This window comes from Butyrivibrio sp. LC3010 (assembly GCF_000424385.1).
Classification (GTDB): domain Bacteria; phylum Bacillota; class Clostridia; order Lachnospirales; family Lachnospiraceae; genus Butyrivibrio.
This window is the reverse complement of sequence record NZ_KE384179.1, coordinates 101,905-126,689: the sequence shown is the minus strand read 5'-3', so window position 1 is coordinate 126,689 and position 24,785 is coordinate 101,905. Positions and strand designations below refer to the sequence as shown.

15 protein-coding genes are annotated in these 24,785 nt (G+C 40.8%); 10 read left to right on the top strand and 5 right to left on the bottom strand.

Annotated elements, in window-relative coordinates:
* Window positions 1-375: 375 nt before the first annotated feature.
* Complete coding sequence (locus G622_RS24990) at window positions 376-4,554, bottom strand: Ig-like domain-containing protein (protein ID WP_049945992.1); 4,179 nt, start codon at window positions 4,552-4,554, stop codon at window positions 376-378.
* Between the two features lie 518 nt (window positions 4,555-5,072).
* Here G622_RS24990 and G622_RS24005 point away from each other — a divergent pair.
* A complete protein-coding gene (locus tag G622_RS24005) occupies window positions 5,073-6,332 on the top strand; it encodes an ATP-binding protein (RefSeq protein ID WP_155831577.1) in 1,260 nt (419 codons plus the stop codon).
* Between the two features lie 83 nt (window positions 6,333-6,415).
* Here the strand turns inward: G622_RS24005 and G622_RS0120300 are convergent, their stop codons facing one another.
* A complete protein-coding gene (locus G622_RS0120300; protein ID WP_026512167.1) occupies window positions 6,416-7,951 on the bottom strand; it encodes a hypothetical protein in 1,536 nt (511 codons plus the stop codon).
* Window positions 7,952-8,249: 298 nt separating this feature from the next.
* Between G622_RS0120300 and cysK the strand changes: the two genes are divergently transcribed.
* The 8 genes from cysK (at window position 8,250) to hisC (ending at window position 17,439) form a co-directional block, all read left to right on the top strand.
* Complete coding sequence (cysK, locus tag G622_RS0120295) at window positions 8,250-9,185, top strand: cysteine synthase A (RefSeq protein WP_026512166.1); 936 nt, start codon at window positions 8,250-8,252, stop codon at window positions 9,183-9,185.
* A gap of 341 nt (window positions 9,186-9,526) precedes the next feature.
* A complete protein-coding gene (locus G622_RS0120290; protein ID WP_026512165.1) occupies window positions 9,527-10,972 on the top strand; it encodes a nitrogenase component 1 in 1,446 nt (481 codons plus the stop codon).
* Between the two features lie 30 nt (window positions 10,973-11,002).
* A complete protein-coding gene (locus G622_RS0120285; RefSeq protein ID WP_026512164.1) occupies window positions 11,003-12,274 on the top strand; it encodes a nitrogenase component 1 in 1,272 nt (423 codons plus the stop codon).
* Window positions 12,275-12,487: 213 nt separating this feature from the next.
* Window positions 12,488-13,591: an ABC transporter substrate-binding protein gene (locus G622_RS0120280; protein WP_026512163.1), complete on the top strand. Its 1,104-nt coding sequence runs from the start codon at window positions 12,488-12,490 to the stop codon at window positions 13,589-13,591.
* A 23-nt stretch (window positions 13,592-13,614) separates the two neighbouring features.
* Window positions 13,615-14,376, top strand: a complete 762-nt coding sequence (locus G622_RS0120275) for an ABC transporter permease (protein ID WP_026512162.1) — start codon at window positions 13,615-13,617, stop codon at window positions 14,374-14,376.
* Window positions 14,377-14,405: 29 nt separating this feature from the next.
* On the top strand, window positions 14,406-15,152 hold the full coding sequence (locus G622_RS0120270; RefSeq protein WP_026512161.1) for an ABC transporter ATP-binding protein: 747 nt from the start codon (window positions 14,406-14,408) through the stop codon (window positions 15,150-15,152).
* Window positions 15,142-16,287 (top strand): iron-containing alcohol dehydrogenase family protein, encoded by a 1,146-nt coding sequence (locus tag G622_RS0120265; protein WP_044958219.1) that lies wholly within the window; start codon window positions 15,142-15,144, stop codon window positions 16,285-16,287. Before G622_RS0120270 ends, G622_RS0120265 begins: the two co-directional genes overlap by 11 nt.
* 63 nt (window positions 16,288-16,350) lie before the next feature.
* Window positions 16,351-17,439 (top strand): histidinol-phosphate transaminase, encoded by a 1,089-nt coding sequence (gene hisC / locus G622_RS0120260; RefSeq protein ID WP_026512159.1) that lies wholly within the window; start codon window positions 16,351-16,353, stop codon window positions 17,437-17,439.
* Window positions 17,440-17,572: 133 nt separating this feature from the next.
* Here the strand turns inward: hisC and G622_RS25565 are convergent, their stop codons facing one another.
* Both G622_RS25565 and G622_RS0120245 read right to left on the bottom strand, forming a co-directional pair.
* A complete protein-coding gene (locus G622_RS25565; RefSeq protein WP_305803655.1) occupies window positions 17,573-18,106 on the bottom strand; it encodes a methyl-accepting chemotaxis protein in 534 nt (177 codons plus the stop codon).
* A gap of 244 nt (window positions 18,107-18,350) precedes the next feature.
* Window positions 18,351-20,075, bottom strand: coding sequence for an IS1634 family transposase (locus G622_RS0120245; protein ID WP_026512156.1), 1,725 nt, complete (start codon window positions 20,073-20,075; stop codon window positions 18,351-18,353).
* 264 nt (window positions 20,076-20,339) lie between these two features.
* On the opposite strand from G622_RS0120245, the gene carB reads away from it, so the two are divergent.
* The gene (gene carB / locus G622_RS0120240; RefSeq protein WP_026512155.1) at window positions 20,340-23,588 is read left to right on the top strand and encodes a carbamoyl-phosphate synthase large subunit; all 3,249 of its coding nucleotides are present in this window, start codon (window positions 20,340-20,342) and stop codon (window positions 23,586-23,588) included.
* A gap of 136 nt (window positions 23,589-23,724) precedes the next feature.
* Here carB and G622_RS0120235 read toward each other — a convergent pair whose 3' ends face one another.
* On the bottom strand, window positions 23,725-24,348 hold the full coding sequence (locus tag G622_RS0120235) for a GDSL-type esterase/lipase family protein (RefSeq protein ID WP_026512154.1): 624 nt from the start codon (window positions 24,346-24,348) through the stop codon (window positions 23,725-23,727).
* Window positions 24,349-24,785: the final 437 nt, after the last annotated feature.

Here is a 24,785-nt window from a genome sequence, read left to right as displayed (position 1 = left end):
TAATCAACTTCGAAATAGAAGCCTCTGTTTTTCACTATTTAAATGCATTTAATGGAAAAATCCGGAGATCGTCCGGTAATCAGGTAAAAGAATTTGATATGCATTTTGCATGCTGTGTCATGATAACACGGTATGGGGACAAATTCATCTTAAGTTTGTATTAATATATGGGTTTATGCCTTAAGAAAGTCTTAATAATACCCGGATAAACACTCCACAAATGGCGTGGGAACGGTATTCGCCATAATCACATGTGTGATATTATCTTTCAAAATAATTCGAAAAATAAAAAAAGAAAGGATTGCGATTCATGAGAGAACCGTAATCCCTTCCTATAAGTTTAGCTTAGAATGTCAGTCAGTAGGGTAATCGAAATTACTTAACTGTAGACTTCTTGTGAGCCTGCTTCTTGATCTTCTTCATGAGCTTGGTCTTATACTCGCCCTTAGCGCCCTTAACCTTGATTGTAGCCTTCTTCTTGGTCTTGAATGCGCCCTTGCCGATCTTAAGCTTACCCTTCTTGTCAGTCTTAATATTGATCTTCTTGAACGTAGAGTTCTTGAGTGCGTTCGCTCCAATCTTCTTAATATTCTTACCAATGTTGATGGTCTTTCCAGTTGCGTTTTCAAGAGCATTATCAGCGATAGCTGTTACCTTGTAAACGTTGCCACTGCGATCCTTAACTTCTTCAGGAATAGTAACTGTAGCAGAAGCCTTATCTGTAGCTGTTCCCTTGAACTCAACTTCGCCGGCACCAGCTGTTGCATTTGTTACAACGTATCCAGTTGTTGTACCGTTAGCATCCTTAAGTTCGTTACCTACAGGTGCAAGCTCTCCAGCCTTAGAACCGTCAGACTTAGCTGCTTCTTCAGCCGCTTTCTGCTCTTCAGCTTTCTTCTGTTCCTCAGCCTGTTTCTGCTCTTCAGCTTTCTTCTCTTCCTGCTGTTTCTTCTCTTCAGCCTTCTTAGCTTCCTCAGCTGCTTTCTTTTCCTCTTCAGCCTTCTTAGCTGCTTCTTCGGCCTGTTTAGCTGCTTCTTCAGCTGCCTTCTTAGCTGCCTCTGCTGCTGTGATCTTATCTGTTGCAGGTTTGAGTTCATCTGCTGTAGCTTCAAGAGCCTGAGCTGCTGCTACCTTATCCTTAGCTGCCTGGATCTTTTCTGCTGTAGGATCCTCTGCTGCTGCATTTGCTGCTTCAATTGCTGCTGTGATGGCTGCTTGCTTAGCTTCCTGCTTCTTCTGCTCTTCCTCAGCCTTCTTTTCTTCTTCTGCCTTCTTGTCAGCTGCTTCCTTGGCTGCTTCAGCCTCTTCATAAGCTTTTTGAGCTGCTTCAAGATCATCCGCTACTTCTTCAACTGCTGCATTTGCTGCATCAGCTGCATCTTTAGCTGCTTTAGCCGCAGTTGCTGTTGCTTTTGTATTCTTAGAAGCTTCTTCAGCTGCATCAGCTGCATCTTTAGCTGCTGCTACAGCATCATTAGCTGCTGCTATAGCATCACTTGCTGCTTTGAGATTTTCAGCTGTTGGATCAGCCTTAGCTAATTCAGCTGCTTTCTTAGCTGCATCTACAGCATTCTTTACATTTGCTGCTGCTTCATTCGCTTCATCTGCAGCCTCTGCTGCGCCAGAAGATACTACAACCTTTGTAAATGTTAATGTTACTGTGTAGTCGTCACCATCTAATGAATATGTTCCTGTTACAGTAACTGCATTTCCTTCTGTCAAGGCTGTTACCACACCATCGTTGACAGCAAGTACACTATCATCTGATGATTCCCACTCTGTAAGAGCTGTAACATCCTTAGAACCAGCCTTTGTTGTAAAGGAAAGAGTTTCACCTTGTTCAAGTTTGGCAATTGTAAGTGAACCTGCAGATGATGCTACAACAGGCCCTCCACCAACTGTAATTGCAACTGAGCCAAGGTTCTTTCCATCTTGATCGAATACTTCAAATCTGTCAGCAACAAGTGTAAATGTAATGGAAATATCAGCTTTCTTATCACCATCTGCATCAAATTCAACAATAGGCGTCTCTGTATAGTTTGCTACATCTTTTCCTACTGCTTCAACAACATTTCCACTTAATGAAATATTCTTCTTATTATTTGTTCCAGCCTTAATTGACCATGTACCACCATCAATATCCTCGCCGCCAAGCTGTGCATTGAGAACAAGTGTACTTCCATAATAGAGATTTGTTGCTGCTGCAATAGCTTTACCATTTTCGTCTACTGCCGCATATGTTGCAGCCACTGCCTTGATTGTAACGCCATTACCAATCTTTACTTCTTTGCCTTCAACTGTTCTGTATGCATATACGTTAACAGTTGTGTTCTTATTAGCCTTTTCGTTTATGGTTACACAACCATTTTCATCTACAGTTGCAACTTTGGTATCACCAGATTTCCATGCATATTCAAATTCAATTTCTGAACCATTTGAATTACCAAGACCAAGATGGACACTCTTACCAATGATAACGTCAACAGGTGTTCCTGCTGATAATGCTGTATCCGGAGTCTTAGAATCAAGGTTATAATACTCAAGAACAGTTTTAGCAACTGACAAAGCACCAGTTGTCCTTGTTATGGTCTTTTTATCCTTGATATAGGTTGCTGTAAATGTTACTCCACCATCACTTATAGCTTCAATATTTCCGTCATTATCGATAGATGCGATAGATGGATTAGAAGATACCCATGTAACCTCTCCATCATCTACGACTCTGTTACCAGACTTAAGAACTGCTGTTGTTGACTCACCAATCTTAAGTGAATTCTTTGTAAGTGATGCAGTAAGTGTCTCCTTACTTACAGAAACGGTATACGCATTAGCGATAGGATAGGTCATATCCTCATTCATTGTTACCAGAGCATTGATTTTTATTCCTGTAAGATTAACATCATCGATTGCTGTAATAAGTCCATCCTCTGATACGGTGACTTTATCCTTTGCAGCTGGCTTTGATGCGTCATCAATTTCAAAGGATACATTCTTTGTGGGTGCACTTCCTACAAATGCTTTCAGCTGGATTGTTTCATCCTTATATAAAGGATTAGCATTTGCACTATTTCCATCAGGATCCTCTATAGAAGCTGTACTTCCAACAACAGTAAAATCATAGGATTCTGCTAATGATTCATATCCAGCAGGATAAACTTTAACCGTGTAACTACCCGCAGCAGCTGCTGCATCAGTAATTGTCACACCAGTATCTACTCTTTTTGTTGTTGTACTATCTGTATTAAATGTACCTGAAATGGTGAAAGGAGACGATGTTGCTGCTGAGTTTTTGTATGTCTGAACTTTTGTTCCCTTACTATTATATATATCCCATACAGTCTCAACTTTACCCTGACTATTATCTACTATCTGCTCTGTAGCAAATGTAAGTGAAGCTGTTGCTGCGTCTGTATTATCTGCATTCCTAATATCTGCAGCACTCACTCTTGCAGCTGTAGGAATATAGCTAGGATTTGAAGCTGTCCAACTAAGATCAAAACTCTGTACAGCCGGCTTATAAATTGTTACAGCTAAGCTTGTAATATCTTCCCATACAGGAGTACCAACTGTATTATCAGCAGTCTTTTGTGCTTTGAATATAATTGTCTCAGAAGGCTTATCACCGAGTTCAGCACTTGGAAGTTTCAAAGCCTTTGAAGCTCCTGTTGTTAATTGAAGATCATGAGCAGTTGCAGAAGCAGTACCAAGAGCCGTACCAGCAGCGACCTTTGAACCATTTACATTTATTGCCTTATCCGCAATAATACGAATTCCTTCTGTTCCGGTCAAAGCTGTAAATTCTAATGTCATACCGAAATCATTATTAGCATAAATGGTGTCTTCTGTGTCCAGCTGAAGAACTCCTTTGGGAATTTCCTGCCATACCGCACCAAGCTTCACCGTTCCTGTATATCCAGCAGCTGCATAAGCTGATTCTATTGCTGTTGCCGCAACTGCCGATGCTATCCCCACCTGAGCAGCAGGAATCTCGGCAGTAGTATTTGATCCATCTGTTGGACCTGTATATACAGAATATCCGATAAACTTATATCCAGTACGTGTCGGACCAGCAGTGATTGTATGCGTACCGGACCCGTATGTATAAGGTGTGGTGAACGTTCCTGTTGTACCACCATTTAACTGTTCGTCCAGAGTAATTGCATCTCCGGTTGCTTTCAAAGTAAGCTTCAAATCCGACGTAGAGGAGTCACCTACATCCAACTGTCCATACGTTGTAGTACCAAAGGTAATGGTAGTCGGCGTTGACTTTTCGTCATCCCATGTGTAAGTATATCCGTCCGGTAGTGAATTAATAACTGTTTCAGGAGTCGGCACTGTATCAGATGTTTCAAATCCTGTATCGCCTATTTGTTTGTTTTTATAAGCATCTTTCACATCACCACCACCAGTAAAAGATCCTTTAGAGAAAATTATGTTTTCACGACCATTCGGAGCAGCAGCCAACGCCGTAATAGGCATTGCCACCGCACTCAAGTTACTTACAGCCAGAGCACCGGCCAGTGCCCACGACCATATTCGTTTGTTTTTCTTCATAAAGTTTTCCCCTTTCATATGAAATGTGTTTGTCCTTTGTCGCGACAAAGTCAGGAGTTTTACCCCTGAGAGAATTGGCGATTTTTCGTTAATAATTTGTGAGCAATAATCGTTAATTCTCTCAGAAATAAAAGTCGCTGATTTTGCCGTAACTTTTATATTGAAAGTTAGTGTTTTTCTGGCTTTTCAATTCGTATACTTCAAATAGATATTTAGTGGACTTTTTAAACAGAAATTGAGTTGTTTAGGAAGAACAATTGACTATGCGCGATGTATTTTGAAGAGATGACAAATTCAAACTTCATCACGTTTTAAGGGGGTGCTTATTTAGCAAGCGGATATGAACTAAAAAAGTGTATGTCAACCGGAACTCACTGTTTACTGAGCAGATCTAACCTATATGTTCATGAACTAATTGTTCAGCAATATGTTTGAAACCTGAGTATCATCATATATAATGATATTTGTAAAGGGGTGAGTGTTTGATAGAAAAAATACAGATAAAGGAGACATTTTCTGTGAATAGAAAACTTCCCGTTGGAATACAGAGTTTTGAAAAGATGCGTACAGATGACTTTCTGTATGTTGATAAAACAGAATATATATATGAGTTGGTTCATAATAATGTGCCCTATTTTTTCAGCAGACCAAGACGTTTTGGTAAGAGTTTGCTCTTATCAACTTTAAAAGCTTATTTTGAGGGAAAAAAGGAATTGTTTTCAGGTCTGGCGATAGAAAAGCTGGAGGAAAAATCTGTTAATTCATGGAACAGGTACCCTGTATTTTATTTTGATTTTAATGGTACAAGTTATCAATCAGAGAATGCGTTAGAGGATATCCTTGATGAATTGTTAAGTCGTTGGGAAGATACCTATGATATTCCTTCCAAAGAGGGCTTGGGTTTAGGAGCCAGATTTCGAAATCTGTTAATTGCTGCAAAAGCACAGACAGGTCTTAAGAGTGTTGTTTTGGTGGATGAGTATGATAAACCACTTTTGGATGTGATTGATAATAAAGCTTTGCAGGTTCATAACAAGGAAGTATTTAAGGGATTTTTCAGTACTTTAAAGAGTTTTGATGAATATTTACAGTTTATTTTTATCACAGGAGTTTCGAAGTTTCATAAGGTCAGTATATTTAGTGACCTTAATCAGTTGACTGATATCTCATTGGATGAGAGCTATGCATCACTATGTGGAATTACAGAAAATGAATTGAGTGTTTATTTTGACGAAGAGATTGAACTGCTTTCTGTAAAGCATGGTATTTCGGTTTTAGAGTGCAAAAATGAGTTAAAAAAGCAATATGATGGATATAAATTCCATCATAATGGGGCTGGGGTATATAATCCGTATAGTGTTTTGAAGGCTTTCTTTTCAATGGAATTTGGTGCTTACTGGTTTGAGACAGGGACACCGTCGTTTTTGATCAGTAAGGTCAGGTCTTCGTCATTTGATTTAAGAAAGCTCACTAATCACACAATATATGCCAGTGATTCAATGTTAAAGGATTATACAGGGGACAGTCTGGATTTAGTTCCTCTTTTGTATCAGTCCGGATATCTGACAATAACAGATTATGATCCTGTTAAGCGGAGGTATACATTGGGCTTTCCAAATGAGGAAGTAAAGTATGGTTTCCTTGAGAGTTTGATGCCATCGTATGTTCCAAAGGCTACGGCAGGAAATGGGCTGGACATATTTACATTGGATGATTATGTTGAAAATGGTGATGTTGATAGTGTGAGAGAAGGCCGGGTAAAAGAAGCCCATCTTTAACATCTAAAAAGCCGAAACTCCAGAGTACATCTGGGATTTCGGCTCTATTATTATCTCATGTAAAGCGTAATGCTGCGTAGGTACTATTTTACCTTAAGCTGATAGTTGTATATTTTTGATCCATAATAGGAATTCGCAGTCCACAGGATAGTATTTCCAACGCATACCGGAGTCTCGCAGCTGTTGAGCTTGGCGGAGGGAGAGAATCTTGTAATCTTTTTCACGGTTGCTCCTGTCTGGTCTATGATTGTGTAATATACACCCTGATAGCTTCCCTGATATTTTTCAAAAAGGATAACAAAACGTCCCTTGTGGTCAGCAACTACCTGTGGATTGGCAACAGTGTATTTGCCGTTTGTAAGCCACTTGATTCCATAATCTGTTACATCTTCAGTTCCGTTAAGGCCGGATGACCCTGATCGTGTTGAGGGTAAAACGTATGCATCAGGGTATTTCAGATTTTTTGTCGGATCGAATATTTGTATAAAAAGTGATTCCTTTTGGTTTTTGGCTTTTTTATTGAGCGCCTTTGCTGATGTGCCGACTAAAGCAACGTGGTTAATGTCTGAAACAGCGATGCCGCCCATGTGAGCAAAATTGTTATTCACGATGAACATATTTGAAGAAGCATTCTTTTGGAGCCAGAAATGGAATATGTCAAAGGAGGAAACCCTGGTTTCACCTGTATTTCTTTTATAAATGGATGCGTCTTCTTTTGTCTGATAGGAGGAGCCATCGACAGGAATAGCGGAATCATAATAATACCAGGTGCTTCTTTCTTTCTCTTCAGATACCGGTTCAGCAGAATCCTCTGTGGGAGTTGTGAAAGCTATGGAAAAAGCTCTGTTATACGCATCACCTTCGCTGGCAAGTATGAATCCGTCACGGTAAGGAATCGCGCGCTGGGCAAAGGAATGGGAGTTGTAGTATTTGTTCAGCTGTTGTTTCTGCATGGTAATGCGATTGATAATAAGCGCAGTATTACTCTGATGTCCGCTGTACATATGCCTTGCATAGTTTACGGCAACGAAATTACCATTAATAGCAATATCGCAGTTTCCTGCAGCAAAGGGCTCTTTTGTATTAAAGTCATTTGTGTAATACTCCGGTACACCAAAACTGCCGTTATCGCCAACTGTTGTTATAAGAGCTCCTGTTTTCGAGTACTTGGATATAAAGACAGTTTCAGCTTTTTTATTAGAAGTTTTATTGTTTCTGCCGGATACTACATAATAGTTCCCGTCCTGATCACATGAAACCGCACCAAAAATCGGATAGGGCATTTTCAGCTTAAGTTTCTTTTTCACTTTACCCTTTACTGTTGTGAAAATGGTTACCTTTTTGCCACTACTGGAAGCAAAGCAGTAATTTCCATTTTCATCCTTAAACTGTGAAACGTTGGAAACTCCTTCCCAGTTTGAGTAGTAGCCTTTCGGATAGATTGTGCCTGACATTTTGGTATCGGTTTCCTTGGCGTAAGTGCTGATTGGAAAAGCTGCTAAGGCTATGAAAATAATGCATAGAGCTGCGATTGTACTTTTTATAAATGATTTCATAATCTTATTTCTATTTACCATTTCATATACGGTAAATTTTGGGAATTCTTTTTCTTTTTCCATATCATTTTCCTCCTAACTAAGACAGAACTCTCATTATTAGCACCATATAACTATATTACTATAAAGCGTTATCATTTGGATTAAATAATGTACAGATTATAATTTTTCTTCAGAATAAATATAACCGTACCGGATCAGGTCCTTGCTAAGCGAGGGCGATTATCTCTTTGCCTGCAAAAAGTAAAACTTATCGCAATGAAAAGTAACCCTTATATCTGGCAATTAGTATTACTTATTTTTACAAATTGTTCTATCATGATATTATCCTTATAACAAATTTCGAAGGGAGATATGTAACATGGCACAGATAAAAGAAAGCGCACTTGAACTTATTGGTAAGACACCTATTCTTAAACTTAATGGATATAGCAAAAAAGCAGGAGTTACAGATGCAACAATTCTTGCAAAGCTTGAATATTTGAATCCTGCAGGATCAGTAAAGGACAGAATTGCCCTTGCAATGATCGAAGAGGCTGAGAAGAGTGGAAAGCTTAAGCCGGGAGCAACAATTATCGAGCCTACATCAGGTAACACAGGAATCGGCCTTGCAGCTGTAGCTGCAGCAAAGGGATACAAGGCAATTCTTACTCTTCCTGATACCATGAGTGTTGAGAGAAGAAATCTCCTTAAGGCTTACGGTGCAGAGCTGGTACTCACTGAGGGTGCTAAGGGAATGAAGGGAGCTATTGCTAAGGCTGAGGAGCTTGAAAAAGAGATAGAAGGATCTATCATTCTTGGTCAGTTTGTAAACCCTGCTAATCCTGCTGTACATAAGGCAACAACCGGTCCTGAGATCTGGGAGCAGACAGACGGAAAAGTTGATGTATTCATCGCAGGTGTAGGTACAGGTGGAACAATCACAGGTGTTGGCGAATATCTTAAGGAACAGAATCCTGATGTTAAGGTTATTGCTGTTGAGCCTGCAACCAGCCCGGTTCTTTCACAGGGAACAGCTGGTGCTCATAAGATTCAGGGTATTGGTGCCGGATTTGTACCTGTTGTTCTTAATACAAAGGTATATGATGAAGTAATTGCTATCGAAAATGATGATGCTTTCGAAGAAGGCAGAAGGTTTGCTTTATCAGAAGGAATACTTGTTGGTATATCTTCAGGTGCTGCACTTAAAGCAGCTACCATCGTAGCACAGAGAGAAGAGTATAAGGGAAAGAATATCGTTGTTCTTCTTCCTGATTCAGGTGACAGATATCTTTCAACACCTCTTTTTGCTAACTAATACTAAAAAATAACAGTACTCGGCATTTATAAAAATTGAAAAACAAACTGGCACTGGCAGCGATAGTCAGGCAGGAAATTCAGAACATGCACTGTGTCAGTTTGGCGGATTTACCGACCGGATAACCGGAGGCTTACTGATTGCACGGAATCATTTGACGTGTTAGTGCTTTGGGAATTAAATGTTTACTATTTATCATTAAAATAGGAGATATTTAATTTCTAAAGCAGAATCAGTGAGCCTCCTTTTATCATTTAGGGGACAAGAAATTTTTATTATATATATTTGGTAAAACGATAATAATGTAGCATTATAGTGTTCTTTGTAGGAGATATGAAAAAATGGCGATTAAGTACAATGGTGTCAGAGAATCCAAGCCAAACCGTGTGAATGACGGATATGGCTCCGGTAAAGATCTGGCAGAAAAATTCAAAGGGGGATGTTTAAAACGTGCTGACAGAAGCTTTTCACAGGGGCTTCAGTGTCAGGAGATCAATGGAATGCAGGCCGTAGTTTCCATAGAGGACTCGGTATTGATAGCTCATGCTCCTCAGGGCTGCACAGGCTGCGTGTCAATGATGGCCGATGGCTATAAGGTAGGTCAGATTCACAGACATGTGGATCATGTTAAGAATCCTAGAATTTTTGTGACCAACCTTGACCAGAAGAGTGTGGTTTTTGGTGGGGAGCAAAGACTTAGAGATACAGTTAAGAAGGCAGTTGAGAGATATAATCCCAAGCTTGTCTTCATTTTCACCTCCTGCGCTTCAGGTATTATTGGAGATGATATTGATGCGATATCTGAGAGCTTAAGGAGTGAGTACCCGGACCAGGTTATAGTTCCTATACACTGCGAGGGCTTTAAATCAAAGGTATGTGCTTCAGGTTTCGACGCAACTTTTCAGGCTATCAATAAGTACATCCTTAAGGGCGAGAAGGCTGACAGGCAGGAGAATCTTGTCAACCTTTTTGCACCGACGACCATAAGCTATCGCGATCAGCAGGAAATGGAGCGTATGCTCGGACTTCTTGGTCTTGAGGTCAATTATGTTCCTTTTTATTCAAGCTATGAAAAGATAAAGAGAATTCCTCAAGCGGCTGCATCAACTGCAATATGTAAGGTTTTTGCAGATGAATTTATGATAGAACTTGAACAGGATTACGGAATTCCTTTTTCACATACAGTAATGCCAATAGGTCTTAGAAATACAGACAAATGGTTTATGGGAATCGCTAAGCTTGTGGGCAAGGAAGAGGAAGCCCAAAAGATAATAGATGCGGAGCACAAGAGAATAGAGCCTTTAGTTGAACAGATAAGAGAAAAACTAAAGGGCAAGAGGATATTTATCTGCGGTGGTACAGGAAGATCTTTTGCTGCTGCTGCGCTTGTTAGTGATTTTGGTATGGAACTGGTGGGGCTTCAGACGCCAACTTATGATGCTGATGCTCAAATTGACATAGAATACCTTAATGAAAGGCAAAAAGATTACGTTGTTGATATAGCCAACATGGAACCCTTCGAACAAGCTAATATGCTGCGTAAGCTCAAGCCTGACTGCTTCCTTGGCGTACCCACCAGTGCACATAAACTTGGTATTCCAACAACTCATGTACTTGATGGCAAACGTCCTACTCTTGGCTATGACGGACTGATCTATCTTGGAAATAAGATGATCGATCAGCTGTCAAATCCCGGATTCAACAGGAATCTTGCAGCACATACCAAGCTTCCCTACAAGGATAGCTGGTATGAACAGGATGCATTTAAGTTTATAACAGCAAATTGACTTAAGAAAATCGAGGAGGATTGATTATATATGTCATCAATAGTACAGAATCCAAGAGGGGGATGCGTACTGTCAGGAATAAGCGCAACTCTTGGAGCTATGAAAGGTTTTTGCCCGGTGTTCCATGCGGGACCCGGTTGCACAATGCAGACGTCGGCGGCAACCACGGCTGCAAATGAGCTTGGCGGAGTTATGGTACCCTGCTCAAACATGCTTGAGAAGGAAGTTGTTTTTGGCGGAATAGAAAAGCTTAGAACCACAGTTGCCGGGGCACTGGAGGTAATGGATGCAGAGATTTTTGTGATATTAAATGGCTGTACCTCAGGTGTTATCGGTGATGATGTGGAAAGCGTCGCTAATGAGTTCCGTGAAAAGGGAGAAAAGGTATATGCGATTGATACTCCCGGATTTCAGGGAAACACAGAGCTTGGTTATGAGGTAACCTGGAATAATCTGATCACGCAGGTTATAGAGAAGAGAGAAAGAAATGAAAAGCTTGTAAATCTCTTTGGATTAATTCCCGGACTTGATAAGTTTTACAGGGGGAATCTGGAGGAGCTCTCAAGAATTCTTAGAAGACTTGGACTGGAAGTAAATAACTTTTTTGTGGATGGACAGGGCGTTGAAAATGTTTTATCCAGTTCAGGCGCAGCCCTGAATATCATAGTTCATCCCTGGTTATTTGAAGGACCCGCTAAGAAATATGAAGAAAAATTCGGGGTTCCGTACATTAGAGTTGCAGGACTTCCAATAGGTGATACAGATACAACTGCATTTGTAAGGCAGGTAGCAGAAGCTCTTAATCTTGATAAGAAGCTTGTGGATGAAGTTATAGCAGATGAACAGGATTATCTTTACAGATATCTTGAGCATGGAACGGGAATTCTTGGATGGAAGAGACTTGCTGTAGTCGGTGACTCAAATTCGGTTATAGGTATGACAAGATACCTTTCAAACGATTATAGCCTCATTCCTAAGCTTGCTATTGTAACAGAACCTCTCTTCAGGGATTCTGACAAGGAGAGAATAACTGAGAGATTATCATCTCTTACCTATTGTGACGCTCCGGATATTCACTTTATATCTGATCAGTTTGATATAGATGGCGTTATCAGAAGTGGTAAGTACGATGATGTAACTCTTTTCCTTGGAAGCTCTAATGACAGAGAAGCTGCTTCATATTTAGACACTATGTTTTATGAAGTGACTTTCCCTATTACCAGCAGATTTATTTTTAATAAAACTGTTGCAGGTTATAGAGGGGCACTGTCGCTGATCGAAGATCTGTTCAGTAATTTGTGATAACTGAAGACTGCGATATAACTTAACTAATTCTTATAGCAAGGGATAATCATTAGATAATTGTTAAGATAATAGAATAATAGTATGTTATGTACAACAAAAAAATGTTGTGCATAACTGACCAGACAACTGGAGGTTAATGGATTTGCTAACATTGGGCAAAACTGTTGACCTCCTTTTGCATGTAAACAAACAATTTGGAGGAGAAAGACTATGAAAAGAAAACTACTATCTATCGCACTTACACTTAGCATTTTGGGAGCAGCAATCACAGGCTGCGGAAATGCTTCTGCCAGCGGAAATAAGGAAGCAGAGGTAGAAATCATTCAGGAGGATGAAGTTGCAACAACTGATGATGCTTCTTCAGAAGATGCAGCTGAGGAATCATCAGAGGAGCTGGATCTTACAGGAACTACCCTTAAGGTGTGGGGAATGGCGTATACACCAGATCTTTTTAAGGCGGCAGGCGTTGATGATGTGCCTTATGATCTGTCCTTTGAAACTTTCTCAGGTGGTGCTCTTGCTCTTCAGGCAATAGCAGTTGATCAGCTTGATCTTGCACAGAGTAGTGAGATTCCTCCGCTTTTTGCTTCACTTACAGGTAATGGCGGAAACTTCAAAATTGTTGCAGGATATAGCGGAGCTACACTTGGACAGCAGCTTATTGCTGGTCCCGGTCAGGATATTAAGTCAGTTGCAGAGTTAAAGGGTAAGAAGGTTGGCTATGTTGAAGCTACAACAGCTCACTATTTCCTTGCAAAGATGCTTGAGGCAGCAGGTCTTACATGGGATGACATCGAAGCAGTACCGCTTGCTCCTTCAGATGGTCTTTCAGCACTTATCTCCGGTGACATCGTAGCATTTGCAGTATTCGGTTTCCCTCAGATAAATGCAAATGAAGAAGCCGGTGGTTACATGATAGAAACAGCCCAGGACATTCTTTCAGGAAACTATATTTACAATGCTAACGTTCAGTCACTTAAGGATCCCAAGAAGAGAGCAGCAATCATTGATTACCTTACACGTATGCAGAAGGTATATATCTGGGAGAAGGATCATATAGAGGAATATGCGGAAATAACTAAGGAATATACATCACTTGACCATGACGCTTATATTAAACAGCTTCAAGACGAATTTGCTCAAAAGCCTACAACAGTATTTACAAATAATGATGAAGCAGCCGCATCGTTCCAGGATGTAGCGGATACTCTTTATGGACTTGGCGTTCTTGAAAAAGAGATAGATGTAAAGACTCTTTACACAGATGATATTTCTGAAGAGCTTCAGAAGAATCTTGACGAACTTGCTAACTAACTGACAATCATGGTGGAGGATGTATGAAGAACAAAAGGGAAGTAAAAGGCTATTTTCAGTGGCTTATTCCAATACTACTTATCTTATTGTGGATAACGGCAAAATATAAAGGCGGATATAAGCTACAGCTTTTGCCTGCTCCACTGGAAGTAATACAGAGAACTTTGGAAATGTTTACCGACGGAACCCTTACTGATTACGTTCTTGTCAGCGCCAGGAGAGCTTTCACCGGACTGTTCTTCGGAGCAGTCCTGGGTTACTTCTTAGGTATGCTTACAGGAGTTTCGAAGGTTGCAAACGTATTCTTAAATACAACGATCCAGATGTTCAGAACAATACCTATGCTGGCTTATCAGCCAATACTCATAATTTTCATGGGTATAGGAAACACACTGGCAATCTTCATGGTTTCCATGGGCGTGTTTTTCGCAATGTATCTTAACACTTATGCAGGTGTTCAGAGTCTTGATAAAGGGCTTGATGAAATGGCAAGTGTCTACGGATTTACCAGGAAAGAGTACTTTTTTGACATTGTATTACCTGGTTCATTACCCAGCGTTCTGGTTGGTGTAAGGATTGCTTTGGGAAGTATGTGGATGATGCTTATAGCCGCCGAGTCGGTAACAGGGGATTCCGGACTTGGATATATGGCTTCACATGCAAGAGAATTTTTACAGATGGACAAAATATTCCTTGTACTATTCATATATGCATTCTTTGGAAAAATGTCAGATGTGATAGCAAGAGCTTTGGAAAAACATTTCCTTCGCTGGAGGAATGTCTGAAAAAATAACAAAAGCGAGGAGATGAGACTATGAGCGGAATATCGATACAGGGAAAAAAAGTCAGTAAACAGTTTGGTGACCTGAAAGTTTTGGAGGGAGTTGACTTCAGGGTAGAACCCGGAGAATTTGTAGCAATTGTTGGTAGAAGTGGATGCGGAAAAAGCACACTTTTAAGACTTATAACATATCTTGAAACAGTGACTGATGGTGAGATATTGGTGGATGATAAGCCGGTAAATGCCATCAATTCAGATATACGATTCGTGTTCCAGGATCCGAGACTTCTTATGTGGAAGAGTGCACTTAGAAATGTAGTACTTGGATCACCGGGCAGAAGCGAAGAGGATGCAAGAAAGGCTTTGAGAAGAGTAGGTCTTGAGGGAAGAGAGAAGGATTGGCCGGGGGTCCTTTCAGGTGGACAGAGGCAGAGATTATCCCTCGCAAGAGCTCTTGTGGGACAACCAAGAGCACTTTTACTTGACGAACCTCTCGGAGCGCTTGACGCACTTACAAGGATAGAGATGCAAAGACTTATCGAGCGTCTCTGGAAAGAGCAGAATTTTACAGCAATTTTGGTTACTCATGATGTTTCTGAGGCTGTGCTTTTAGCAGATCATGTAATAGTCATGGATGAACACAAGATTGTAAAAACTATCAAAATAGAGCTTTCAAGACCTCGAGTAAGAAATAACGATTTTGCTTATTATGAGCAGGAAATTCTTAAATATATTATGAAAAACGAGACCGGGAAGGAGGAAACAGATTATGTCATTTGATTTCGAACCAAAAAATTTACCTCAGGGGCTTCTTACTATTAAGACTCCCGATTTTTATATATCACAGCCGGGCGCTATAAAATACGCCGGAAGATATTTGAAGGACTATGGAAAAAAACTGCTTCTTGTTGGCGGACCTACAGCCATCAGTAAGGTAAAAGAAGAGCTTGAAAAGTCACTTGATGAATATGATCTTGAGTATTCTTTTGAAGAGTTTTCAGGTTTTCCCTCAGAGACAAATATCAGCAAGTTTGCAAAGATTGCAGAGGAAAAGCAGGCAGATCTGATAGTTGGTATCGGCGGCGGAAGAGTAATGGACACCGTAAAGGCAGTTGGTGGAAGAATAGGAATTCCTGTTGGAACCATTCCTACAATTGCAGCAACCTGTGCCTCCTGGGCAGCAGTTACAATTCTCTATGATGATGAGGGAACTGTAGTTGGAGCCATCCCGAATCAGCAGACACCCAGAGTCATAATTGCTGATACAGAGGTTATCGTAAATGCACCGGAAAGATATCTGTTTGCCGGAATAGTTGACACTCTTGCTAAGTGGTATGAGACGGAGCCTAATATCAGTGTTGCACCAAAAGATATTACTCTTCAGCAGAAAATCCTGACCTCTAAAATAGCTTATGACACATTGACAGGCGAGCTTGATAAGACCATCGAAGATATTACTGCTCATAAGGTTACCGAAAGATCACAGAGAGCTGTAGATGCAGTTATCTATCTTGCAGGTCTTGTGGGAAGTCTTAATGGCGTTAAATTCTATGGAGGTGTTGCTCATGGCTTTTATAACGTGGTTACTGGAGTCCCTTCAACAAGAAAATATTTACACGGAGAGAGAGTTGCGTTTGGTCTGGCATTACAATTTGTACTTCAGAAATTACCCGCAGACAAGCTTGAAAAAGAACTGAGTATATTTGGTGCATTGAAGCAGCCCGTGACACTTGAGCAGATTGGAATTGATGATAATAGTAAGGAAGAGGCAGTTTCATTCGTTGCAGATGGGGTAAGTGAAGGTCTTGTGCATGTGCAATTTCTTCCTGAAAAGTATCAGGTAGAAAATGTTAAGGATGCTCTTTTTGAGACAGACAGAATCGGAAGAGAGTTTCTGAAAAAACAGATTTCCTGATGTATCAGCATTCGTATCCGACAGGAATTAGTCAGATATAAAGTTTTTAGGAGAGATAATTAAATGAGTGTAAAGGTAAGAAAGGCAATTGCAGACATACCTTCCTACAAAGCTGCCAAAACAGTTAAAGCTGCCCAGGAAGAGTCAGGAATAAAAACCATAGTTAAGCTTGCCGGAAATGAGAACAATCTGGGCTGTTCGCCAAATGTGGCGAAGGCCCTTACAAATGCTTTCCCTGAATTATCCAGATATCCGGAGTTTTCAAATGCGGAGCTGGCAGGAAGAATAGCTTCAAAATATGGGGTTGACAGAAGTGAACTGATTTTTACAAATGGGTCATTTGAACTTATCAGTGTAGTTGCTTCGGCATATTTAAATCCCGGAGAGGAGTCTGTGATACCTGATCCGTCATTTGGCTGGTACAGAAATGTGACAAAACAGGCAGGTGCCAAGGAAGTAATTGTTCCGCTTAAGGATGATTATGTGGATATATACGCAATGCTTGATGCGGTTACGGAAAACACTAAGCTTTTATGGATATGCAATCCAAATAATCCTACAGGAACAGGTTACACACATTCAGAGATTGAAGAGTTTCTTAAGAAGGTTCCACAGCATGTTCTGGTGGTACTGGATGAAGCATATATTGATTTCTGGAATGGTGAAGACAGGGTTGATGCAGGAAAACTGATCCATACATATAACAATGTTATTGCACTCAGGACTTTTTCCAAGCTTCATGGACTTGCATCTTTGCGTATCGGTTATGGCTTAGCCAATCAGGAGATTATATCCAATCTTAGAAAAGCCAAGGTACCTATCGACATAACAATGGCTGGACAGGTTGCAGCGGTGGCTGCTTTTGATGATGAAGAATTTCAGAGAAAAGTTATCGAAAACAATAAAAAGGGTCTCGAATTATATTACAGAACTCTTGAAGATCTGGGACTCAAATATATACCTTCAAACGGTAATTTCATCATGTTTGATACAGGCACCGACAGTGGATGGGTTGTATCTGAATACCTTAAACGCGGATACGTTATCCGCGATGGTAAGGACTTTGGAAGACCGGGATGGCTCAGAGTTACTATAGGAAAACCTGAGGAAAATGAAAAAGTCTTGGAGATCCTTGAAGAATTAATTGGATAATACTGAAAAAGGACTAACCATGCCACGCCTTTTAGGATGCTTAGGAGTGGCTGATTAGTCCTTTTTTCAGGAATTCTTCGTTTAGGATGAATAAAATTGGCTTTTTTTGACGATTAAAGCTTATTCATCCCCATCACAGATTCTCAAAAATACTTGTTCTCTGGTTCAGTGTTTCAGTAACTTTATTATTCTCGCTCATGGCATTGTCTATACCCTGGATCTCACCTACAATCTCAGTTGAGTTGGTAGCAGAGAGGCCGATGGTTTCTGAGCTTTGCTTTACGGATTCTGTGATGGAACCGACAGAATCAGCCATCTTATCCATGATGATATTCAGGTTGTCAGCCTTGCTGGTGAATTTCTCAAGCATCTCATCCATTAGGATAGCAGCCTGCTCATATTTATCGCCGGTTTCTACGAAAGAGTCATAGTCTGCAATAACTGTATTGTTGATGAAATCAATGACTTCAAGTGCGTTGTCTGACAGACTCTTAACTGCATTTGTTACTTCATTGCTGATAACCTGGATGTTACCTGCCGTCTGTCTGCTGTTTTCAGCAAGAGAACTGATTTCGCCTGCTACAACAGCAAAGCCTTTTCCTGCTTCACCCGCTCTTGCTGCTTCAATGGAAGCATTAAGAGCAAGAAGATTTGTCTGTGAAGCGATGTCCAGAATAACATTTGTAAGTTCGTTTATCTGTGAAATCTTTTCACTGAGCCCAACAGCTGCTATTAAATGATTCTAAAAACTTCATTAATTTCTTTCATAAGAAATCACTTTCCTACTTGTTTTATTGCGACATGAATAATAAAATCCCATCTTTGACAGGTAAATAAGATAAAAAGTCTCGCATCCCACATGAATAGTGGCGTGGCGAGACTTTTCTCTTCGTTTTGAAGTATAGCAATTTCTACCTTCCTTTGCTGTTTTTTTGAATTGTTTTCATTTGGCTCTTGGTAATGAATTCGAAGTCAGTTCTGAAACCACATGCTTCGTGGAGGTTATCGGTAAGCTTCGTCCTCTGGTATGTAGGCGTGAAGCCTTGTTCTTTTATTCCAGCAAAATTCATATCTTTGAGCGTACTCAGTATTTCATCGCAGGTATACTTATCATCGATTCTTTTCTCAAGGTATCTGTAAACAATTAATGCAAGGAAGCATGTAAGGAAGTGTGCTTTTATTCTGACATCATTCTGGAGGAATACAGGCCTTGCTTCAAAATCTGTCTTCATGATTCTAAAGCATTCCTCGATTTCCCATCTACCTTCACTTACTTTTAAGATGTCGACTACCGGATCGTCAAGAAGATCTGTTGATACGGCATACAGGCCGTCATACAGAGATTCTTGCTCGATTTTGTCTGTATCAAGATAGTTATGAATAGTTGCAGCTTCGCCACTTTCTGTTACAGCAATCTTCCCAATAAAACGGGCGGGATCATTTGGATTTTTTCGGTTTCTCTTAACGGAACCGGAATCTATGAGTTTCTGCGCACGATCAACCTGGGCTTCACGAACAGCTTTCTGATACTTGGCAAACTTTGGTGAGTAGGTAACTATAAGACGTTGATGTAGCGTCTTGGGAGTATAGGGTTCTTCCTTGTAGTAAAGGCCTGTATCATCTGCAGGCAGTTTGGATATGTCTACAGGAGTATCGTCCGACACTCTTTTAAAACCTGTTCCATTTAAGGCCCATTCTTTGTCTTCAGCATTAAGTTTCTTGATAGACTGGGTTACGATAAAGGCTCTCTCACCCATATGATTGTAGTTCCTTATTTTTTCAGAACCAAGTCCTGCGTCGCTGCAGTAGATAAATTTCTGGCATCCGAATTCGGAGAGCACCTTTTCCTCAATGGGCTTAAGAGATGTCTGTTCATTGGCATTCCCGGGGAACAAAGAGAATGCCAGCGGGATGCCGTCACCATCCATAAACATGCCCATCTGGATAATAGGATTTGGACGATGCTCTTTGCTTTTTCCGTATTTCTTGTTGCCGTCTTCCTGCTCAATTTCAAAGTAGTAGTTGGTGCAGTCATAGAAAAGAATCTTGTCATTCCTCTTGCCCATAAGGTGGCTGTTTTTATAGACCTCTGACTGGATGAAATCACATTCATTTCCCAGAACATCTAATGATCTGTAAATATCGTGAAGCTGATATGATGGTTTTTCCAAGAATTCGGAGGCAACCTTTAAAGATGATCTTTTGCTTGAAGGTTCAAGGATACGTGCAAAGATCATGTCAGAAAGAATGGCATTGATATCATACTTGAATTTATATTTATCCCTGAGTTTTCTGCAAATCTTATCTAATGCAAGAGAATAGTAGATTGATTGAAGGAAGAGATAACCTCCGCGGTAGAATACCTGTTGCTCATAGTCGAGCTGGCGGTTGGCATGAAAAGTTATCTGAATAGATTTCGACTGTTGCTGCTCTTTGTATTTAAGTGTCTCAAGGCGCGCCTCTTCTTTGGCCCATGCCATCACATCGTCTCTCGTTGGACCATGTTCTTTCAGGAGCTCCTGAAGAGTCCCAAGCTTCCTGATAATGGTGGATGTACTGACGCCTTTATTGTTGATATATCCCTTGGAGATGTAGAATGATTCGGCATTTTTAGATTTAGATGTGATAACTCTCATGCAAAAAATCCTCCATGCCTTATTATAACATACATTGCAATACATTGCGATAGTATAAAACATAAAATTTGACATAAAAAATACAGACCAGAAGCGGCCTGTAGGGTATTATTATCTTATTCAACTGTCAAACTGCCGAGCTGCTATTAAATGATTCTAAAAACTTCATTAATTTCTTTCATAAGAAATCACTTTCCTACTTGTTTTATTGCGACATGAATAATAAAATTTGTAGAGATAAAAAATAAGGAATGGGAGAGTAACATGGCACAGAGAACAGATATTCACAAGGTACTGATAATCGGCTCAGGTCCTATTGTCATCGGACAGGCCTGCGAATTTGACTATTCGGGGACTCAGGCATGCAAAGCCCTGAGGAGCCTTGGATATGAAATAGTTTTGGTTAATTCCAATCCCGCAACCATCATGACTGATCCGGAGATGGCTGACAGGACTTATATTGAACCCTTAAATGTGGACCGCGTTGCGGCTGTAATTGAAAAAGAAAGACCAGATGCCCTTTTGCCTAATTTAGGTGGACAATCTGGTCTTAATTTGTGTTCTGAGCTTTATAAGGCGGGTGTTCTGGATAAGTATAACGTCAAGGTTATAGGTGTTCAGGTAGATGCCATTGAGCGAGGAGAGGACAGAACAGAGTTCAAGAAAACCATGGATATGCTGGGCATAGAGATGGCAAGATCCAAGGCTTGCTATAGCATAGAAGAGGCTTTGGCTGAGGCAGATGAACTTGGCTACCCTGTGGTACTCAGACCTGCTTATACCATGGGCGGAGCAGGTGGCGGCCTTGTTTACAATAAGGAGGAGCTGCAGACGGTTTGCGCAAGAGGTCTTGCAGCGTCAATCATCCATCAGGTTCTTGTTGAGGAATCAATCCTTGGCTGGGAGGAGCTTGAGCTTGAAGTAGTAAGAGATAAAGACAATAACATGATCACAGTCTGCTTTATCGAGAATGTGGATCCTGTCGGAGTTCACACGGGTGATTCCTTCTGTACTGCGCCTATGCTCACTATAGATGAGGAGCTTCAGAAGGAGCTTCAGCGTCAGGCATATAAGATTGTTGAGCACATCGGAGTAATCGGAGGCACGAACGTTCAGTTTGCACATGATCCCAAGACGGGAAGAATTGTTGTAATTGAGATAAATCCCAGAACATCAAGATCTTCTGCACTTGCAAGTAAGGCAACAGGATTCCCCATTGCTCTTGTTTCAGCAAAGCTTGCTACAGGTCTTACCTTATCAGAACTTCCTGATTCCAAGTTTGGAACTCTCGATAAATATGTACCGAATGGGGACTATGTGGTTGTCAAGTTTGCACGCTGGGCTTTTGAGAAATTCCACGGAGTTGAGGATAAGCTTGGCACCCAGATGAGAGCTGTAGGTGAAGTAATGTCCATCGGAAAGAACTTCAAGGAAGCTTTTCAGAAGGCTATCAGATCCCTTGAAAAGGGCAGATATGGACTTGGCAATGTGAAAAAATATGAGGAGATGGATAAGGATGAACTTCTTCATCTTTTAAAGGATGCTTCTTCCGAGAGATATTTCCTTATATATGAAGCGTTCAAGAAGGGTGTTACTGTTGATGAGATCTTCGATATCACTAAGGTTAAACACTATTTCTTAAATGAAATAAAGGAGCTTGTGGATGAAGAAGCAGCTTTGGTAGAAGCTTTTTCAGGGAAAATACCTTCTAAGGAAGTACTTCTTAAAGCCAAGGAGGACGGCTTTGCAGATATTTATCTTGCAGGACTTCTTGGAGTGTCAGAGGATGATATCAGAAATAAGAGAGAGGAATTCGGCCTTCTCGAAAACTGGGACGGTGTTCACGTATATGGCACGGAAGGCGCAGCATATTACTACTCAACATATAAAAATGGAGTAGAGCTGGAAAATCCCAAGGATATGACAGGTTCTGAGAAGAGAAAGATCATGATCCTCGGCGGCGGTCCCAACAGAATCGGACAGGGAATTGAGTTTGATTACTGCTGCGTACATGCAGCACTTGCCCTCAAGAAACTTGGCTTTGAGACCATAATTGTAAACTGCAATCCTGAAACTGTTTCAACGGATTATGATACATCAGATACACTGTATTTCGAACCTCTTACACTTGAGGATGTTCTTCAGATTTACAGAAAGGAAAAGCCTGTTGGAGTAATTGCTCAGTTTGGCGGACAGACACCTCTTAACCTTGCAGCTAAGCTTAAGGAAGAGGGCGTGAATATTCTTGGAACAACTCCTGAAGTAATTGATCTTGCAGAGGACAGAGATCAGTTCCGTATGATGATGGAGAAGCTTGGAATTCCTATGGCAGAATCCGGAATGGCTTCAAATGTTGATGAAGCAAAGGCAATAGCAGCCAGAATCGGATATCCTGTTATGGTTCGTCCTTCCTTTGTCCTTGGCGGAAGAGGAATGGAAATCGTTCGTGATGAAGAGAGTATGGAAGGTTACATGAGGGCAGCAGTCGGAGTTACACCTGATCGTCCGATTTTGATAGACAGATTCCTTCACAATGCTCTTGAGTGTGAGGCAGATGCCATAAGTGACGGAGAGAGAGCCTTTGTTCCGGCAGTTATGGAGCATATTGAGCTTGCAGGTATTCATTCAGGTGACTCAGCCTGCATCATTCCTTCTAAGCACATCTCTGAGAAGCATTTAAAGACAATTGAGGAATACACCAGAAAGATTGCTGTGGAGATGAATGTTGTGGGACTTATGAACATGCAGTATGCCATTGAAGATGACACTGTATATGTTCTTGAGGCTAATCCCCGCGCATCACGTACAGTTCCGCTTGTATCAAAGGTTTGCGGTATCAGCATGGTGCCTGTTGCAACAGACATCATCACTTCAGAGCTTACGGGACGCCCGTCTCCGGTTCAGGAACTCATTGACTCTAAGAAGGACACAGAGCCTGAGTATTATGGTGTAAAAGAGGCTGTATTCCCCTTCAATATGTTCCCTGAAGTTGATCCTGTTCTCGGACCTGAAATGAGATCAACCGGTGAAGTTCTGGGACTTGCCAAGACTCCCGGCGAAGCCTTCTTTAAGGCAGAGGAGGCAGCAGGTGCAGCACTTCCGCTTGAAGGTGCAGTTCTTATATCCTTAAATAGTGAGGATAAGCCTGAAGCATCAGAGCTTGCAGCTGCATTTTCAAAGGAAGGCTTCAAGATATATGCCACAGGAAAAACCTATGAAAGCATCGTTGATGCCGGAATTGATGCAACCAGAATAATGAAGAATTATGAGGGCGGAAGACCCAATGTGGAGGACCTTATCAAGAACGGAGATGTTCAGCTTGTAATAAATACTCCCATAGGAAAAGGCGCAGCCCATGATGATGCTTATCTTCGCCGTGCCGCTATCAAAGCCCGTCTTCCTTATATAACCACAGTTGCCGCTGCCAAGGCTGCTGCTCAGGGAATAAAGGAAGTTAAAAGCGAAGGCCGTGGAAATATCAGATCACTCCAGGAATATCATGGAGCTAACTAAAGTTTTGCAATAGACCGGCGCTGCTCAAGCAAGCTCGACTGGCATGGACCGCACTAAGCTGGCGGGAGATCTTGCTAAATGTTTTGCTTAATCAGTAATAGCCTCGTATCTCTTTACAGAGATAGAGGCTATTTTCTTATGCGATTTTCATTTCTTCAAGTTTATCTAATATTGCTGCAGATAAGCTTCTATGTCCGCTTTCATCCATGTGTTCGTCATCAATTGAGCTTGGACTTGCAAAGTCAGATGCTGCAAGAAACTGATTTCCGCGTCTTTTTGCAATCCTCTCATATTCACGTTTTAGATTAATGCTTGTTTTGACGGAATTCTCATCAAACTCGGGATCCTTTTCCGGAAGATATACTTCATCACCAAGCTTAATTGGAGATACTACAAGAATCTTTTCAGGAGCCACGTATTTTTCAAGTTCATCAAGGCACAGCTCAAGTCCTTTCCCTATGATGTGAGGATTTGCATTAAAAACTTTTTTGCAATCATTTGTGCCGAGCATGATGATAGCTGCATCAAGTGGGTAGTTACTCTCAAGACTTAGCGGCAGTATTTCTGTTCCCTTCCTAAAGGGTCTTAGATGATCGTCAAAAACGGTAGTCCTTCCACATAGTCCATCTTCAATTATTCTCACTTCACTTAGCTTCTCCTGAACAAGGCTGGTCCATCTGATTCCCCAAGGGTATCTCTCTTTAGTTCCGGGAATGAGTCCCCATGTATTTGAATCACCAAATGCAAGTAAATTTGCCATAAGTCACTCCTCATAATCTATGACTTCCACTTTTGTCGGCAAGAAGTCTCAAGTCTGCATCGCTATTTTGTTGCGGAAATTTTATCATCACTAAAACACATTCAAATCATTAAAAAACGACCTTACACATAGATTATGAATGTCTATGGGATATCTGTAAAATATCTAAAACTTTTAGTCACATATAATTACAAGCTATAACCTTTCTATCATTTGAAACAGATCGGGTGAAGTGAATTAGAGTTTGGGGGTATGATGAGTCCTTGTAGAAAGAAGAAGCTTTAGTGACTGATTAAGAAATGACATATTTATATTAAGAATCAGTCTAATAAGATCAACTATATGCTATAGACTTATTACTGACGGAATTATATTTTCGCAGAGAGAGTCTATGAAGAACAAGTACGCGAATAGACTGAAAGGCAGGCAGAAGGAAG